This is a genomic window from Ensifer adhaerens (genome assembly GCF_002007205.1).
GTDB classification, from domain to species: Bacteria; Pseudomonadota; Alphaproteobacteria; order Rhizobiales; family Rhizobiaceae; genus Ensifer; species Ensifer adhaerens_D.
Genome location: NZ_LAZS01000005.1, coordinates 561,835 through 578,323 on the forward strand (window position 1 = coordinate 561,835; position 16,489 = coordinate 578,323).

A 16,489-nucleotide genomic window follows, 5' to 3' on the forward strand; every position below is an offset into this window, starting at 1 on the left:
AGGTGAACCATGAACAGAGCGGCATTTCACGCGGCCCTGCGCGATCCCGCGTCGGGTGATTTCAAAACCTATTCCGTAAAGCAATTCGAAAGCCTGGAGGCAATTGTCCTGGAGGGGCGCCGGCGCGCTGTAAGCCTTTGCCATCTGGCCGCGATCCTCGCGGAGGCTCATCACGAAACCGGCGGTATGATGCGGCCGATCGAGGAGAACCTGAACTATTCGGCAAGGCGGCTCACGCAGGTTTGGCCGGCCAGGTTTCCCACACTTGCGAGCGCCGAGCCCTATGCCGGCAATCCGCGCAGGCTTGCGAACCGGGTTTATGGCGGGCGGCTTGGCAATGTCGAAGACGACGACGGCTGGGTGTTTCGCGGGCGCGGGCTGGCGCAAATCACCGGGCGCGCGAACTATCGCAAGTTTGGTCTCGCGGAAACGCCGGATCGAGCCTGCGATCCGGCAACGGCCATTCGCATCCTCTTCGACGGCATGGTGCACGGGCTTTTCACGGGCAAGCGGCTGACCGATTTCGACACAGCCGATAGCCGACCTCCGGCGGCGACCGGCTATCGTTATGCCGCCTCGCGAGCGATTATCAACGGCGATATCAGGCAGAACGGGCCGAAGATCGAGGCCTACGGCCGCGCCTTCGAAGCGGCGCTGCGTGCGGCGGGATATGGTCGCGAGAGCGCTTCGACCGATCCGGCCGTCGTTGTGGTCCTGCGGCCCGGCGCAGTCGAAAAGGCGCCCGGCGCGGAAGGCGTTAACGCCTCGCAAGGGGCCAAATTCAATCGCCTGCGCCGTCTCATCGAGGCGGCTGCCGCGTTTCTTGCGCGGTGGGCGAAATGAGTGCTGTCGTCATCCGTATCCTGCTTCGCTACGGCGCGGGCCTGCTCGTCGCCAAGGGACTGTTGGCACCGGACGCAGGCCTGGTGCTTGCCGACGATCCGGACGTGCAGATGCTGATTGAGGTTGGCATGGGCCTTAGTGCGGGCCTCCTCTCGGAGTGCTGGTACGTGCTCGCACGAAGCCTTGGCTGGGCGAAATGATGTTTGCCTGGCCCAAGCTCCTTATCGGCGGCCTTCTCCTCGTCGGTCTCGCCTGGCTCATCCATGAAATCCGCGCGGACGGCGCCCGATCCTACGCCAATGCCATCGAAAGGCAGAACAATGACGCTCAGAACCGCGCTCGCGAGAGGCGCCTTGATTACGATTCTTGCATTGATGCTGGCAGGCTGTGGGATTTCGCGTCCGGCCAGTGTTCCGGGCCTGCGCGCCGTGGTCGGAACTGATCTTGTCGGAGCGCGCGGAGCGTCGCCGGCCGACCAGCGCCGGATCGACCGCACGGTCGTCGGCCTTTGTGCCGCAGATATATGGACAAAGGCCGAATGCGCGAAGCACGGGGAGGATGATCATGTCGCAGGCTGAAATCGACATTATCGTTCATCGCCAATTGGGAGAGCTGGTCGCGGGTATGCGCGGCTTGCAGGAGTCCATTCATCGGATCGAGGATGGCGCCAGGCGGGCGGAAGACAAGTCTGCCGCCAGTCAGGCCAGCGTTCACCGGCGCATGGATCAGCTCTCCGAGCGGGTCAACGAGCTCGAGGCGTCGACTTCTGCGATCGGAGCCGAAATCTCGGACATGAAGCCCGTGACCGATGATGTCAGGCGGTGGAAGCTCATGGGCATCGGTGCGCTTGGGGTGACCGGCATTGCCGCGATGGCCCTTGGCGTCAGCTTCGCCGAAGCGATCCGGCGGATCGTGTTCGTGATCGCAGGCAAAGCCTAGTGGGCTGGGCCCTCCGGTCCTGCCTAGTCAATAAAAGCGCCGCGCACCCGAAAGGGTGCGCGGCGCTTTTCTCGTTTGGCGCTCCGGAGCGGCTCCGCCTAACGGTGCCTACACGGCTGGTATCGGATTCACGGTTGCGCCCAACACGCGTCCTCCATCGGAAACCGAGAAGCGAAGGCGGTACTCCTTCGGCGAGAGGCCAAGGATCTTGCGGAAGATCTTGCGATAGGCGTTGGTATCGTCATAGCCGCTTTGCCAGGCGACCTGCTCGATCGAGAGATGCGAGCGCTCCAGGAGATCGCGGGACTTGGCGATCCGCAGCCGCTGGCAATATTCGGTCGGGTTGAAGCCGGTCGCCTTCTGGAAACGGCGCAGGAAGGTGCGGTCGCCGAGCCCGGCGCGGTCGGCCATCATCTGCAGGGTGACGCCCTTGGTGTTGGTGCCGTGCAGCCAGTGCTGGATCTTCAGGATGATCGTGTCGCCATGGTCGAGCTTCGGCGCAAAGACACTGTAGTAGCTCTGCTCGCGTGCGCCGGGATCGATGATCATGTAACGCGCTGTCGCCAGCATGACGTCTGTCCCCAGAAACCGGTCGACGAGTTTCAGCCCGAGATCGATCCAGGCCATCATGCCGCCTGCTGTGATGATGTCGCCTTCGTCGATCAGCAGCCTGTCCGTGTCTACGCGGATATCGCCGTAGCGCCCGGCGATCAGGTCCTGGTGCGACCAATGTGTGGTGATGGTGCGGCCGGCGGCGAGACCGGATTCGGCCAGCAGATAGGCGCCGCCGCAGACGGAGCAGATGGTGGTGCCGCGCTGATGCTGCTCGCGCACGAAGGCGGGCAGGGCGCCGATGCGGTCGCCGACCGGCAGGTCGGAGAGCGTGGGCGGCAAGATCAGGGCCACCAGACCCGGGGAAGGGCCTTCGTGGATGTCGCGTGACTTTGCCACCGATCCGTCTTCCTGAAGCTTCCAATGGCTGATGCGGATCTGCGGCGCATCCCTGCCGCTCTGCTCGATCGACTGCATGCTCGCGACCTGGAACATGTCGGTCAGCCCATGGATCGCCGACATCAGGGCGCGGGGGTAGACGACGATACCGATCTCCGCCGGTTCGCTTGTCGCTCGTTTTGTCACTTCTGCCCCCATCGTTGTCAGCTTTGCCGGTCGAGAGGTTAGGCCTGCCGATTTATCAATTCAACCATCGCTTCCACGGGATGGAGGCCTAAGCAACAGAGATCGAAGAGGTGAGGACGATGACACAGGCAAGAGCAGTTTCCGCAAGCGTTTCCAATGGCCTTTCGCGCCGCACGGTTCTGTCGGCCGCATTTGGTGCCGCCGCCACCGTAGCCGCAGTCAATGCCATGAACACGCCGGCCAAGGCCGCATCCACCACTGCATCAACCGCCGGCGTGTCCGGCACCGAGGGAGCAAACACCATGGGCAGCCACATCATCACCCGCGATGGCGTCGAGATCTATTACAAGGACTGGGGCCCGAAGGATGGCCCGGTCGTCGTGCTCAGCCACGGCTGGCCGCTGTCGTCCGACAGCTGGGAAGCGCAGGCCTTTCATCTCGCCAATAACGGCTTCCGCGTCGTCACCCATGACCGCCGTGGCCACGGCCGCTCGTCGCAGCCCTGGGACGGCAACGACATGGACCACTATGCCGACGATCTCGCCGATCTGATCAATACGCTCGATCTGAAGGGCATCTTCCTGGCCGGGTTTTCGACCGGCGGCGGCGAGATCAGCCGCTATATCGGCCGCCACGGCACCAGCCGGATCGCCAAGGCCGGTTTGATCTCGGCGGTGCCGCCGTTGATGGTCAAGACCGACAGGAACCCTGGCGGATTGCCGAAGGACGTGTTCGACGGCCTGCAGGCGGCCAGCCTCAAGGATCGCTCGAAGCTCTACCGCGACATCGCCTCCGGTCCGTTCTTCGGCTTCAACCGCCCGGGTGCGGTCGCCTCGCAGGGCATGATCGACAGTTTCTGGCTGCAGGGCATGATGGGTGGCCACAAGAACACCTACGACTCGATCGCCGCCTTCTCGCAGACCGACTTCACCGAGGACCTGAAGAAGTTCGACGTGCCGACCTTGATCATCCATGGCGATGACGACCAGATCGTGCCGATCGACGCGGCCGCACGGGCCTCGAAGACGCTGGTGCCGCATGCGGAACTCAAGGTCTATGCCGGCGCGCCGCACGGCATCACCGATACCCACAAGGACCAGCTCAACGCCGACCTGCTCGCCTTCGCCAGGGCCTGACGGTTGCTCGCCGGAGCCGCCCCGGAGGTAGCGCCGGCACTCTATGTCAAACGTTTCAGCCAAGGACCAGAGCCATGACCTCTTCCCACAATCCCAGCGACGCCTCCGGCCCCGACCGGCGTGAATTCCTTGCCGGCTCCAGTGCGCTCGCAGCCTCCGCCCTTCTTCCGAATGGCGCCTATGCCGCTGATATCAAACGCTTTCGGCATGGCGGCTTCGATATTTCCGTCGTCAGCGACGGCTTCATCATGCTGCCGGTCAGCATCGTTCTGCCGGATGCTACGGCGGAAGAGCGACCGGAGATCATGCGCCGGCTCGGCGGCACGCCTGAACGCGCGCCGTTTCATACCAACATTCCGGTTATCCGCACCGGCGGCGATCTGATCGTGGTCGACGACGGTTCGGGCACCCGTTTCCAGGAGAGCGCCGGCAAGCTTCACGCCAATCTGCTGGCGGCCGGTATCGACCCGAACGCGGTGACGAAGGTGGTGCTGACCCATGCCCATCCCGACCACGCGGGCGGCACCGTCGGCGCCGATGGCAAGCTCACCTTTCCGAACGCGCAGTATTTCATCTCGGAGAGGGAATGGCAGTTCTGGACCGATCCGAACTTCGAAAAGGTGATGCCGCAGGTGCTGCACGGTTTTGCCAAGGGCGCGCAGCGCGACCTCTTTGCCGTTCAGGACCGGCTGACCCTGGTCAAGCCCGGCGATGAAATCGTCAGCGGCATGCAGGTGCTCGACACGCGTGGCCACACGCCCGGCCATATATCGCTTCAGCTTGCCGGCGGCGACGGCGCCGGACATGAGGGCCTGGTGGTTACTGGCGACGCCGTGACCAGCAACATCGTCTTCTTCGAACATCCCGACTGGCACTTCGGCTTCGACACGGACGCGGAGCTGGCTCTGAAGACCCGCAAGGGCCTGATCGACCGGGCGGCATCGGAGAGGCTGGCGCTGCTTGGCTATCATTGGGCCTATCCGGGGATCGGGCGGGCCGAACGAAACGGGACGGTCTATCGCTTCGTGGCGGCGTCGTAGCCGCCCAGGCCAGTCAGGCCTTCAACGCAAGCAACGGGCGCGTCTCCCAGGGGACGCGCCCGTTTCTCTGCATTCAGAGAGCCAGTTCGCTGTCCTTGATGTCGCTGATCGGCGCAAGGAACGGCAGTTCGAACGGACGCAGAGCGGTGCGTTTCGCGGTGAGCTGTGGCCAGTCGGGATTGACGAGCGCGCCGCGGCCAAGCGCGATCATGTCGGCACCGGCTTCCATCACCTCCTCGGCGCGGGCAAGATCGTGCAGGCTGCCGTTGGCGATGAGGAAGAGGCGGGGCGCGTGGCGACGGGCAAGCGCGACGAGCGAGGTGTCGCCACCCTCGAAGGCCGGCCGCCAGGCTTCGAACTCGGTCACATGGACGAAATCGGCGGGGCTTTCGGCGAGCGCCTCGAACACGCGGGCAGCACCCGGCTCCCCCTCCACCCACTTGTGCCTGAAGTCGTTGACCTTGCCCTGGGAGAGGCGGAGGCCCAGCGGCATGTCCGGGCCGATCGCCGCGCGCACCGCCTTCAGCACTGCGAGCGACAGACCGAACCGCCGGACGATATCGCCGCCCCAGCGATCCGCGCGCCGGTTCGAGAAATCGGTGAAGAACTGATCGAGCAGGTAGCCATTGGCGCCGTGGATCTCGATGCCGTCGAAACCGGAGACCTCGATCGCCAAACGGGCGGCATTGGCAAAGCCTTCGATCGCCTCGGCGATTTCGGCTTCGCTGATTTCCCGCGGCAGGGCATAGGGGCCGTCGCCGTGATAGCCGGTCAACTGGCTCCCCTTCGGGCGGACGGCGGACGCGCCCACCGTCTCGGACCTGTGCGGATTGCCCTGCGCCAACGCGCCGCCATGCATGAGCTGGGCGAAGATGCGTCCGCCGGCGGCATGGACCGTGTCGACGATTTTTCGCCAGGCTTCCGCCTGTTCCTGGTCCGTCAGGCCTGGTTGATCCCTGTAGGTCTGGGAATAGGCCTTGTCGGTATAGATGCCTTCGGTCGTGATCAGGCTGAAGCCGCCACGGGCGAAGCGCTCGTAATAGCGAGCCATGCGTTCGCCGGGAATGCCGCTTGCCGAGGCGCTGATGCGGGTCATCGGCGCGACCGAAAGGCGGTTGGAAAAATCGATCCCCTTGAGGTTGGTGCCGGTGAAGACCGACGAGGGAATGCTCTGTGGTGCGTTCATGTCATTGATCTCCGGTGAGCGCGATCGCTTCGATTTCGATCAACGCCTCGGGTGAAGAGAGGGAGGGGACCTCGACCATGCTTTCGGCGGGGTAGGGTGCCGAAAGCCATTGGCGGCGAAGCGTCACCAACTTGCCGGCGTTCTCGATGGAGCGCAGGAAGATCGTGGTCTTGACGATCCTGCGGAGCCCGGAGCCGGCGGCCGTCAGGGCGCGCTCGAGGTTGTGGAAGGCCTGATCTGCCTGGCGGTCGAAATCGCCGGGACCGACGATCCGGCCGTTGTCGCCGATGGCCAACTGGCCCGAAACGAAGACAAGACCATTGGCTTCGATCGCCTGGGAAATCAGGAACGGTGCATAGGGATCAGGCCGGGTGACGGCCTGTACCAGAGGCATGGAATGTCCTTTCTATGGTGGAACGCGCGTGCGCTCGCGCGCTTCAGTGGCCGGCGTCGAGCGCGATCGCCTCGATCTCGATCAGCGCGTCCGGTGAATAGAGCGAGGAGACCTCGATGATGCTGTCGGCGGGATAGGGGGCGGAAAACCACTTGCGGCGCAGTTCGATGATCTTTGCGAAGTTCTCCATGGAGCGCAGGAAGATCGTGACCTTGACGATCTTTTCGAGGCCGGATCCGGCAGCCTTCAATGCCCGGTCGAGGTTGCGGAAGGCCTGTTCGGCCTGGCGGTCGAAGTCGCCGACGCCGACGAGCTCGCCGTCATCGCCGATTGCAGCCTGGCCGGAGACGAAGACGAAACCATTGGCCTTGATCGCCTGCGAGAGCAGGAAGGGCGCATAGGGATCGGGCGTGGTGATGACCTGTTCGAGAGACATGGGAGTGTCCTTTCATGCTTGAGATTTTCTCAGCTCGGCGCTGTTGCCTTGGCTGTTGATCTCAATATGCTGTGCCGCTCTCCGGCTGACAAAGAGTGATTTCTCAGCCGATAGATGAGTTGAATTCATCCGTGAGGATATTATGAGGAAATTGCCGCCGCTCGGCGCGCTCAGGGTCTTCGAGGCAGCCGCCCGGCGCTTAAGCTTCAAGCATGCGGCGGAGGAGCTGAATGTTTCGGCGACTGCCGTCAGCCACCAGATCCGGCAACTGGAGGAAATGCTCGAGGTCAAGCTCTTCGATCGTGAGACGCGGCAGGTGCACCTGACCGCCGCCGGAAAGGTGCTGTTTCCAGTCTTGCGTGATGGTCTCGACCGTTTCGAGCAGGCAATTGCCGATGTGCGCCGTCAGCGGACGGAAAAGGTGGCGCGGCTGACCTCGACCGTCGCCTTCGTCGCGAGGCGCCTGGCGCCACTTGCCGGTTCCTTCCGCGAGGCCTATCCCGAATGGACGTTGAGGCTGGATGCGTCCCACCGAATGGTCGACCTGGAGGCCGATGCGGATGCGGCGATCCGGCTTGGCGGCGGTGACTATCCGGGGCTCATCACAGAACCGTTGTTTGCGGATCGCTTCGCGCCGGTTTGCGTGCCGCGACTGGCTCCGGCCAGTGTTGCCGAGCTCGAACAGGCGACGCTGGTCCATTACGATTGGGGAACGTTGCGCCGTCACGATGCCCGCGCGCCTGTTTGGCGGCACTGGCTGGAGCGCGCCGGCGCCGCGGGTATCGAGGCGAACGCGGGGCTCTCCTTTACCGACGAGATCCACGCGGTCCAGTCCGTTGTGGCCGGGCAGGGGATCGGCCTGCTCAGCCTGACCTTGGTTGCCGAAGAACTGGCATCCGGCATCCTCGTCCAGCCGTTTGACCTGACGCTCGAAAGCGATCGCTACGATCTGGTCTACAGCCCGCGCATGGCCGAGCGGCCGGCAACAAAGGTGCTGCGGGCCTGGGTGGCCGAACAGTTCCGCGACGCCGACTGCCGCAGCGTGCGGCATGGCGATCTCGTTCAGCCTGTCCCTGCCGGGACCGCTGTCGCCAAGAGCCGCGATCCGTAAGTGCGGGTGGCCGTCGGCAGAGCGGCCGGAGCGGCGGCGGTCCGCAATCGTCGATTGACCGGAAGGCGGCGGGACGCGATGCGTGCCGATGGCTGTTGGCCGGGCCCCTGAAAACGGTAACAGCTTGGCCGCTGGACGAAATCTCAATTGCGGCGTACCCTGCGCATGCTCCAAAAGGTAGAGCTGCATTCAACGAAGAGGCAGCCATGCGCCGCGTGATTTCCTACCTCACAGTTGCTTCATTTTTCTCGACATCCGCCTTTGCCGACCCTGCCACGCTGACGGCCAACGTCAATTTCCGGACCGGTCCCGACACCGGGTTCGCGTCGATGCAGGTCATTGCGCAAGGCGAGGAAGTCGACATCAAGGAATGCGATACCGCGGCAACGTGGTGCGCGGTGTCCTATGCAGGCGCCAACGGCTTTGTCGCCGGCAAATACCTGCAGCAGTCCGATACCAGCACGCCAGCCTGGCCAAAGGTGTTCACCTCGGATGCAGGGGCGACATTGACGCTCTACCAGCCGCAGATTTCCGATTGGGCGAATTTCACGCAGCTCGACGCCCTCATCGCCGCCGAAGTCAAGATGACGGCGGACGCCAAGCCCGCCTACGGCATCATCGCCGTTACCGCCAAGACGCTGGCCGACGACGACACCGGGAATGTGACGCTGACGGACGTGAAGGTCACGCGGGTCGATTTCTCGACGCTGGGGCGGCAAGAGCTTTCGGATCTTGCGCTTGAGGTCGGCAAGCTGCTGCCGGCCGATCCGATCGTCGTCTCGCAGGAGCGGCTGACCGCGAGCCTGATGGACTACAAGCGGCTCGCCGACGTCCCTGATATCAAGGCGGATCCGCCGCCGATCTTCGTGAGCGAGACGCCAGCGATCCTTGTTCAGACCAATGGCGCGGCGGTCCTGGCGCCGGTTAAGGGTGTCCAGGGCCTTTCCTTCGTCACCAATACGAACTGGGATCTTTTCAAGGTCGATGCGGACAACAGCTACTACCTGCGCGACGAGAAGAACTGGCTGAAGTCGAGTGCGCTCGAAAGCGGCTGGGCGGCTGCCGACACGCTTCCGGATCTCATCTCCAAATTGCCCGACGATGAGAGCTGGAAGGAAACGAAGGCAGCCCTTCCTGCGGCCGCCTTCGGGGACAAGGCAGTGCCGAAGGTTTTCTATTCGGACCGACCTGCAGAGCTGATCATTCTTGAGGGGAAGCCCACGCTCGAGCCGATCAAGGGAACAAACCTCGAATGGGCGTCGAATACGCGAAGCGGCGTCTTCTACCATCCGCCGAGCAAGACCTGGTACACGCTCTTGTCCGGGCGGTGGTTCTCCGCAAGCTCGCTCGACGGCCCGTGGGTTTTTGCCACGCCCAATCTGCCGGCCGACTTCCTGAACCTGCCGAGCGATGCGCCATACTCCGTCGCTCGCGCTTCGATCCCCGGCACGTCGGAAAGTGCGGAGGCACGGCTGAGGGCCAGCATCCCGAGAATGGCGCGGGTTGCAACCGATGGATCGGTGAAGGCGGAGCCGACCTATAGCGGCGAGCCGAAGTTCGTGCCGATCGAAGGCACGGCGATGTTCTATGCGGTCAATTCCAATGAGCTGGTGATCAAGGTCGCCGACAAGTACTTCCTGCTCAAGGACGGAATCTGGTTCGTCGCCGATACGCCGACCGGTCCCTTTGCCGTTGCGCGTGCGGTCGCGGATGAAATCTATACGATCCCGCCGTCCTCGCCGGTCTACAATGCCACCTATGTCCGGGTCTATGATACCGAGGATGACGCCGTCTGGTACGGCTACACGCTCGGCTATCTCTACATGTACCTTGCCTGGGACACCGTGGTCTGGGGTTCAGGCTGGTACTATCCGCCCTATTGGGACTATGACGACGGCGGCGACTGGCCTCCCTATTATCCACCTCCGATCAGCTATGGCATGGGCGCCTTCTACAATCCTGCCCACGGAACCTTCGGGCGCTATGGCTATGCCTACGGTCCGAACAGGGGGCTTGTGCTTGGCGCGGGCTACAATCCGAAGACCGGCACCTACTTCCGCGGCGGCGCCGTCGCCGGCCCGAGCGGCGAGCGAGGGTTCGTTGCAGCCTACAATCCGGGTACCGGCAATGCAGCTATCGCTCGCGGCGGGCAGGGCGTCTACGGCTCCTGGGGAAGCGTCTCCGTCAAGCATGGCGGCGAGTTTGCCAAGATCAGCGGTGGGTCGACCGGGACTGCGGGTGGTCTGCGCTGGAAGAACACCGGCGGCAACAGCGGCTTTGCCGTCGGCAGCAAGGGCGGCGATGTCTATGCCGGCCGGAACGGCAATGTCTATCGGCGCGAAAATGGCCAGTGGCAGAAGCACACGCCCGATGGCTGGCAGCCCGTCGAGCGGCCGCAGGGCGAAGACTTGAGAAACGCCGCCAAGGGGGCCGTTGCCAATCGTCCGCAGGCGGTACAGCGCCGGCAGGGAGGCGCGGTCAACAGGCCCGCCACCGGCCGCAACCGGCCGCAGGTGCGCGAGCGCGCCCCCGACTATCTGGCGATCGATCGGATTGGACGCGAGCTCGGCAACCGCAATGAACTGAGCCGCAGCTACGGCCGCCGCTTCCCCGAGGCGGGTGGAGGTTTCCAGAACTTCGACCGGGGCGGTGGAGCGATTTATGGTGGCGGCGGCTTTGGCGGCGGTGGCAGCTTCAGCGGGGGCGGCCATCGCGGTGGTGGCGGTTTCACCGGCGGCGGTGGCCATCGTGGCGGTGGCGGCTTCAGCGGCGGCGGCGGTCGAGGTGGTGGTGGCTTCAGCGGCGGTGGTGGTCGCGGGGGCGGCGGTCGTGGCGGCGGTGGCCGCGGGCGCTGACCTGCCCTTGCCAAGCGCGTTGCGCCGGGAGGTTGCCCTGCAGGCAGAAGCCAAGCCCACGCGATCAGCGAGCCTGGCTGCCGTTCCGGGTTGGACTTGAACGACGCTCCGAAAGGCGGGTCGTCGCCTGACCTATTCAGTCAAGCTTTGGGCAGCGATGCAAAAGGGGCGCCTTGCCCCAGAGCATCCCGCCTTCACACTGGAGGCGGAGGGGTGCGCTAGAATCAAAGCGCCAGAGCGCCCTTCGTGCGTTCGGTCGAACGCACGGCGTTCTAGTCGTCGAAGCCGAAGACGTCATCCGGTTGCCAGCGCCGGCTGGTGAGGCGCAGCGACCGGTCGGGCTCGATGATGTAGGTCTCGTAGACCTTGCGGCCATAGGAATCGATGAACTGGTGCGGCACGATGCTGCCGACGGGCGCCTTTTTCAGCTTGGTGCGCGGCTGGCCGCCGTAGGTGATGCTGCCGGGGATCGGCTCGAGATTCGGCGAGTAGCCGTAGTAGGTGGAACTGGTCGTTGCGGTGCAGCCGCTCAGAAGCAGCGCTACGGAGAGGGCGGCAAGGGCGTGTTTCATGTCGGCGATCCTCGCTTGCGGGTACGCATTGCTGTGCGTGCTGCAGCCGGATTTTTCATCTTCGGATGGACCGCGGAGCGCACTGCAACACACTAGATCTATTGTACAATTTCCTGATGCAAATCCAAGAGCGCTTAGTGCGGCAGTTGCCCGATACGGCGATAGCCGGGAGCCGCGGCTGTCGCACGCTATTTGGCCGGCGCAGCGGCGCCGCGGCGAATGCCCGCGGTGGGGCAACGCGTGCGCAACGTCGCGGCGTCGGCGACCAATTTCGCCTTCGTACCCAGTTTTGTCGCATCGCCGAATTCCGGTCAGGCGAAAGATGCGATAGCTTCCAGCGAACGTTCCGGCGGATCGCGCGTTTTGGCCAAAAGCCGCATCGCTTTTCCGCCGGTCTCCCTTGTCCCAGACCAGGCACCGCATGACCGCCGAACAATCTCTCGCGTTTCTCGTCATCGGCGCCATGATGGCCTTCTTCATCTGGGGGCGGTTTCGCTACGACGTGATCGCCTGTTCGGCACTGATGCTGGCGGTGGCTGTCGGCATCGTTCCCTACGACCATGCGTTCGACGGTTTCAGCGACGACATCGTCATTATCGTCGGCAGTGCACTGATCGTCAGCGCCGGGGTGGCGCGTTCGGGGATCGTGGATGCCGCCATCCAGCGGTTCCTACCCAACATTTCGTCGGTCCGCGCGCAGCTTGCGCTGCTGGTCATCACCGTGACCGTGCTTTCCGCCTTCATCAAGAACATCGGCGCGCTGGCGATCATGCTGCCGGTCGCCTTCCAGTTTGCAAGGCGCTCCAATGTCCAGCCCTCGGTCTTCCTGATGCCGATGGCCTTCGGCTCGCTGATCGGCGGGCTGATGACGCAAGTCGGCACCTCGCCGAACATCGTCGTGTCGCGCGTGCGCGAGGAGCTGACCGGCGAGAGCTTCACCATGTTCGATTTCACGCCCGTCGGTGCGACGCTGGCGCTGGTCGGCTGCATCTTCCTGCTCTTTGCCTACAAGCTGGTGCCGCAGCGCTCCAGCAGTCAGGTCTCGGTGCATTCGGCGATCGAGATTACCGACTATACGTCGGAGGCCGTCGTTGCTGCCGGCTCTCCCGCGATCGGCAAGTCGCTCAGCGCTCTGGTCAAGCTCGGCGACGGCGGCGCCGTCGTCATCGCCATTTTCCGCCGCGGCTTGCATCTGGCGCCCTTGCCCGACATCACGCTCGAGGCCGATGACATCCTGCTGCTCGAGGGCGGACCGGGGGCACTCGATCGTATTGTCTCGCAGGCCAAGCTGAAAATTGCCGGAGACCGCTCGCCGGGTAGCCGCGAGAAGGCCGATACCGAGATCGAGGCGGTGGAGGCCGTGGTTGGTAGCGGCTCGCCGATCGAAGGCATGTCGGCGCAACGCCTGGCGCTGTTCAACACCCACAACATCAACCTGCTTGCCGTCAGCCGCCAGGGCGAGCGATTGAAGCAGCGGCTCGGCAGCATTCGGCTGAGGGCCGGCGACATCATCGTGGTGCAGGGCGCGCGGCGCGAGCTGACATCCTTCCTGCAGGATTTCAGCTGCCTGCCGCTTGCTCAGCGCGAGATCCTGCTCGGTACCACCCGCAAGGCGCCGCTGCCGCTGATCGTTCTTGCTGCCGCCATGGGCTCGACGGCGGTCGGCCTCGTGCCGGTGCCGATCGCCTTCTTCGCGGCAGCCCTTGCGATGGTCGTCTTCCGCATCATTCCCTTGCGCGATTTCTATCGCTCGGTCGACGGACCGATCCTGGTGATGCTGGCGGCGCTGATCCCGGTCAGCGATTCCCTGCGCACGACCGGCGGCACCGATGTCATTGCGCAATGGCTCGGCGCCGTTGCCGCCGGCCTGCCGCCCGCAGGTGCACTCACCATTATCCTGCTTGCCGCGATGGCCGTCACGCCGTTCCTCAACAATGCCGCCACCGTGCTCGTCATGGCGCCGATCGCCGCAAGCTTTGCCGGCGCGCTCGGCTACAAGCTGGAAGCCTTCCTGATGGCGGTTGCGATCGGGGCGGGCTGCGATTTCCTCACCCCGATCGGCCACCAGTGCAACACGCTGGTGATGGGGCCGGGCGGCTATCGCTTCAGCGACTATCCGCGTCTCGGCCTGCCGCTGTCGATCGTGATCGTCATCGTCAGCATCCCGACGCTGATGCTGGTCTGGCCGCTGCATTAGGGGTGGTGCGACTGGCCCTCGTGGGCACGCGTGCTCTCGCGGAAATAGCCGTTACCGTGTACAGGTAGACGCGCGGCGCCCCCTGCCGCAGGCTTGCCTGTCCGTGAGTGATCACAGGGAGAAGACGGTATGAGCCCCAAGCCCACCGGCCATGTCAGTGGCAATGACCTGATCCTGACGCGCATGTTCCGTGCACCGATCGATGACGTCTGGACGAGCGTGACGAAGTCCGAAAACACCGCGCTCTGGTTCGGCCGCTGGGAAGGCGAAGCGGGCCCCGGCAAGACCGTGCGGTTGCAACTGCTCCATGAGAAAAACCAGCCGTGGACGGATGTATTGATCGAGGATTGCGAGGCGCCGCGCCGCCTGGTCGTCGTGATGAAGGATGACTACGGCGAGTGGCGCATCGCGTTGACGTTCACCGAGACGGGCGACACGACCGAGCTGCGCCTGGTGCAACATCTGAGCGACCCGAAACTCGCGGGCGACGTGGGGCCGGGCTGGGAATATTACCTCGACATGCTGGTCGCCGCGCGCGCCGGCAAGGCTTTGCCGTCATTCGCGGATTATTACCCGTCGCAGAAGGCGCATTATCTGGAAGGCGCATAGAGCCGGCAGGTTGCGAGCCGGACGGGCGCGTTCGACACAATTTGCGGGCGCTGCCGCTGTGGGCCGCGCGTTCTTGTGTCGTAACGAGAGGGCGCGCCGCGGCGGCGTTGTCCGAGTCGGCTGGCCCCCTCATAACCGCAACTTCTCGCAGTTCGGCACCGAGCGGAGCCTTCCTGCGTTACGCCAGAACGGTGACGAGCACCGCGCCCCAGAGTGCCAGCAGCACGTTGCCGATGGCGTAGCCGAGGCCGTAGCCCAAGGTCGGGACCTTGCTTCCGGCTGCTTCCTGCACGGCGGCGAGCGCGGGGGCAGAGGTGCCGGCGCCGCAGCAGGTGCCGGCGAGCACGCCTTCGTTCATGCGGAAGACCCAGCGGCCGAGCGCCAGTGCTGCGAGGTGCGAAATCAGGCAGATCAGCAGGCTGGCGATGACCAGCGCCGGGCCGGACTGGACGAGGCCGGCGACGAAACTCGGGCCCGCCGAGATGCCGACACAGGCGATGAAGGCGCAGAGCCCGACGCTGTCGAAGAACCAGAGCGTCGCCTCCGGCACGAAACCGAAGGTGCGCCGGACCGAGCGCAGCCAGCCGGCGCAAAGCCCGGCGATCAGCACGCCGACGGCGACTCCGAGGCCGATTTCGAGCGCGCCGAGCTTCAGGGCAGGGATGCCGATGAGGCCACCGAGGAAGATGAAGACGCCGACGAAGACCATGTCGGTCGCGGTCGTCTCGCGGTCGGCATAGCCGAGCAGGGTGGCGGCGTCCTCGACATGGCGGCGCGCGCCGGCGATCGACATCACGTCGCCGCGGCGCACCGTCAGGCCGGGAAAGATCGGGATCGGTTGGCCGGCGCGCAGGATGCCGCGCAGGAACACCGAGCGCGCTTCCGGCTGCTGCCTCAACTGCCACAGGCGTTTTCCGGCGACATCCTTGTTCGTCACCACCACGTCGAGCACTTCGACGGGAATGTCGAGAAGCGTGCGGTCGTCGATCTCGCTGCCGATCCGGCTGGAATACTCGACGAGGAAGCCGCGCAGCCCGGCAACGGCGATGATGTCACCGGCCTGCAGCCGTTCCTTGGGCGTTGGCGTGATGATCTCCTCGCCCCGGCGGATCTGCTCGATATAGGCCTTCTGGTTTTCGGGAACGCGCGCTTCGGCTTCCGCGATCGTCAGCCCCACCAGGGCGTCGGCGATGACGAAGGCGCGCGCCTCGATTTCGCGACGGGCACTGTCGCCGCTGTTTTGCGGCGCGATGTTGAGCTCGGCTTCGAGCTCGGCGCAGGCGTCCTTCAGGCTGCGGCCGAACATCCGCGGCGCGAGCTGCGACTGGACGAGGATGGCGGTGACGACACCGACGAGATAGGCGACGGCAAACCCGGTCGCCACGGCGGATTCGAACTGGCTCGCCGCTTCCGGCGTCGGCGCCGTCTTGCGGAAGGTGTCGATGGCGACGCCGACGGTTGCCGATTCCGTCGTCCCGCCGGCGAGCACCCCGGCTGCCGTTCCGAGATCGAAGCCAAAGAGCATGGAAAGAGAGATGGCGGCCGCGAGCGCCACGACGCAGAGCGTGACGGTGACGGCGATCTGCGGCAGTGCGTCGGCGTTGAGGCTCTGGAAGAATTGCGGGCCGGTGCGGTAGCCGATGGCAAAGAGGAAGAGCAGGAAGAACGCCTGCTTGACGTCGTTGGAGAGCACAGCGCCGGTTTGCCCGATCAGCACGCCGGCGAGCAGGCAGCCGGTGACGGCGCCGATGGTGACGCCGAAGATGGTGATCTTGCCGACCGCGTATCCGATGCCGAGCGCGAGGAAAAGAGCAAGCTCCGGATGCGCCCGCAGGATGCTGAAGATGGTCTCGATCACGCGGCGTTTCCTCCCGTTTTCCAGCCGAAGAGAACCGCTTCAGCCTGATGATGCGCTGGGTCAGAGCGGGCAGAGCGCACCTGCCTGCCGAAATGCGGAGAAGTTCGTTGAGCCGAGGGAAACGCTGGCCAGGCGCAGGGACAAGGCGGCCGACCACGGGTGGCCGGCCGCCTCGA

16 protein-coding genes are annotated in these 16,489 nt (G+C 64.7%); 10 read left to right on the forward strand and 6 right to left on the reverse strand.

Annotated elements, in window-relative coordinates:
- Window positions 1–9 precede the first annotated feature (9 nt).
- From XB14_RS06545 to XB14_RS06565, 4 genes are all read left to right on the forward strand, one after another.
- The gene (locus tag XB14_RS06545; RefSeq protein WP_077960838.1) at window positions 10–843 is read left to right on the forward strand and encodes a hypothetical protein; all 834 of its coding nucleotides are present in this window, start codon (window positions 10–12) and stop codon (window positions 841–843) included.
- Window positions 840–1,043, forward strand: a complete 204-nt coding sequence (locus XB14_RS06550) for a hypothetical protein (RefSeq protein ID WP_077960839.1) — start codon at window positions 840–842, stop codon at window positions 1,041–1,043. The genes XB14_RS06545 and XB14_RS06550 overlap by 4 nt, the downstream gene beginning before the upstream one ends.
- A 120-nt stretch (window positions 1,044–1,163) precedes the next feature.
- Window positions 1,164–1,421, forward strand: a complete 258-nt coding sequence (locus XB14_RS06560) for a hypothetical protein (protein ID WP_077960840.1) — start codon at window positions 1,164–1,166, stop codon at window positions 1,419–1,421.
- Window positions 1,408–1,782, forward strand: a complete 375-nt coding sequence (locus XB14_RS06565) for a DUF1515 family protein (protein ID WP_077960841.1) — start codon at window positions 1,408–1,410, stop codon at window positions 1,780–1,782. The genes XB14_RS06560 and XB14_RS06565 overlap by 14 nt, the downstream gene beginning before the upstream one ends.
- A gap of 108 nt (window positions 1,783–1,890) precedes the next feature.
- Here the strand turns inward: XB14_RS06565 and XB14_RS06570 are convergent, their stop codons facing one another.
- Window positions 1,891–2,919, reverse strand: a complete 1,029-nt coding sequence (locus tag XB14_RS06570) for a GlxA family transcriptional regulator (protein WP_234803990.1) — start codon at window positions 2,917–2,919, stop codon at window positions 1,891–1,893.
- Between the two features lie 302 nt (window positions 2,920–3,221).
- Between XB14_RS06570 and XB14_RS06575 the strand changes: the two genes are divergently transcribed.
- On the forward strand, window positions 3,222–4,055 hold the full coding sequence (locus XB14_RS06575) for an alpha/beta fold hydrolase (RefSeq protein WP_419178578.1): 834 nt from the start codon (window positions 3,222–3,224) through the stop codon (window positions 4,053–4,055).
- A 74-nt stretch (window positions 4,056–4,129) separates the two neighbouring features.
- Entirely contained in the window at window positions 4,130–5,095 is a 966-nt protein-coding gene (locus tag XB14_RS06580) for an MBL fold metallo-hydrolase (RefSeq protein WP_077960844.1), read from the forward strand.
- A gap of 73 nt (window positions 5,096–5,168) precedes the next feature.
- Here XB14_RS06580 and XB14_RS06585 read toward each other — a convergent pair whose 3' ends face one another.
- The 3 genes from XB14_RS06585 to XB14_RS06595 are packed head-to-tail and all read right to left on the reverse strand — an operon-like array spanning window position 5,169 to window position 7,111.
- Window positions 5,169–6,281 carry an NADH:flavin oxidoreductase gene (locus tag XB14_RS06585; RefSeq protein WP_077960845.1) on the reverse strand — a complete coding sequence of 371 codons (1,113 nt, stop codon included), beginning with the start codon at window positions 6,279–6,281 and terminating at the stop codon, window positions 5,169–5,171.
- A gap of 1 nt (window position 6,282) precedes the next feature.
- Window positions 6,283–6,675 (reverse strand): RidA family protein, encoded by a 393-nt coding sequence (locus XB14_RS06590; RefSeq protein WP_077960846.1) that lies wholly within the window; start codon window positions 6,673–6,675, stop codon window positions 6,283–6,285.
- A gap of 43 nt (window positions 6,676–6,718) precedes the next feature.
- Complete coding sequence (locus XB14_RS06595) at window positions 6,719–7,111, reverse strand: RidA family protein (protein WP_077960847.1); 393 nt, start codon at window positions 7,109–7,111, stop codon at window positions 6,719–6,721.
- Between the two features lie 127 nt (window positions 7,112–7,238).
- Here XB14_RS06595 and XB14_RS06600 point away from each other — a divergent pair, with 127 nt between their 5' ends.
- Both XB14_RS06600 and XB14_RS32560 read left to right on the forward strand, forming a co-directional pair.
- Complete coding sequence (locus tag XB14_RS06600; protein ID WP_077960848.1) at window positions 7,239–8,222, forward strand: LysR substrate-binding domain-containing protein; 984 nt, start codon at window positions 7,239–7,241, stop codon at window positions 8,220–8,222.
- A gap of 206 nt (window positions 8,223–8,428) precedes the next feature.
- On the forward strand, window positions 8,429–11,077 hold the full coding sequence (locus tag XB14_RS32560) for an SH3 domain-containing protein (protein ID WP_179119551.1): 2,649 nt from the start codon (window positions 8,429–8,431) through the stop codon (window positions 11,075–11,077).
- A gap of 272 nt (window positions 11,078–11,349) precedes the next feature.
- On the opposite strand, the gene XB14_RS06610 is transcribed toward XB14_RS32560, so the two are convergent.
- Window positions 11,350–11,649, reverse strand: coding sequence for a hypothetical protein (locus XB14_RS06610; protein WP_077960849.1), 300 nt, complete (start codon window positions 11,647–11,649; stop codon window positions 11,350–11,352).
- A gap of 421 nt (window positions 11,650–12,070) precedes the next feature.
- Between XB14_RS06610 and XB14_RS06615 the strand changes: the two genes are divergently transcribed.
- Window positions 12,071–13,846, forward strand: a complete 1,776-nt coding sequence (locus XB14_RS06615) for an SLC13 family permease (protein ID WP_077960850.1) — start codon at window positions 12,071–12,073, stop codon at window positions 13,844–13,846.
- Between the two features lie 129 nt (window positions 13,847–13,975).
- Complete coding sequence (locus XB14_RS06620; RefSeq protein ID WP_077960851.1) at window positions 13,976–14,455, forward strand: SRPBCC family protein; 480 nt, start codon at window positions 13,976–13,978, stop codon at window positions 14,453–14,455.
- Between the two features lie 178 nt (window positions 14,456–14,633).
- On the opposite strand, the gene XB14_RS06625 is transcribed toward XB14_RS06620, so the two are convergent.
- Window positions 14,634–16,313 carry an aspartate:alanine exchanger family transporter gene (locus tag XB14_RS06625; RefSeq protein WP_077960852.1) on the reverse strand — a complete coding sequence of 560 codons (1,680 nt, stop codon included), beginning with the start codon at window positions 16,311–16,313 and terminating at the stop codon, window positions 14,634–14,636.
- Between the last annotated feature and the right edge of the window lie 176 nt (window positions 16,314–16,489).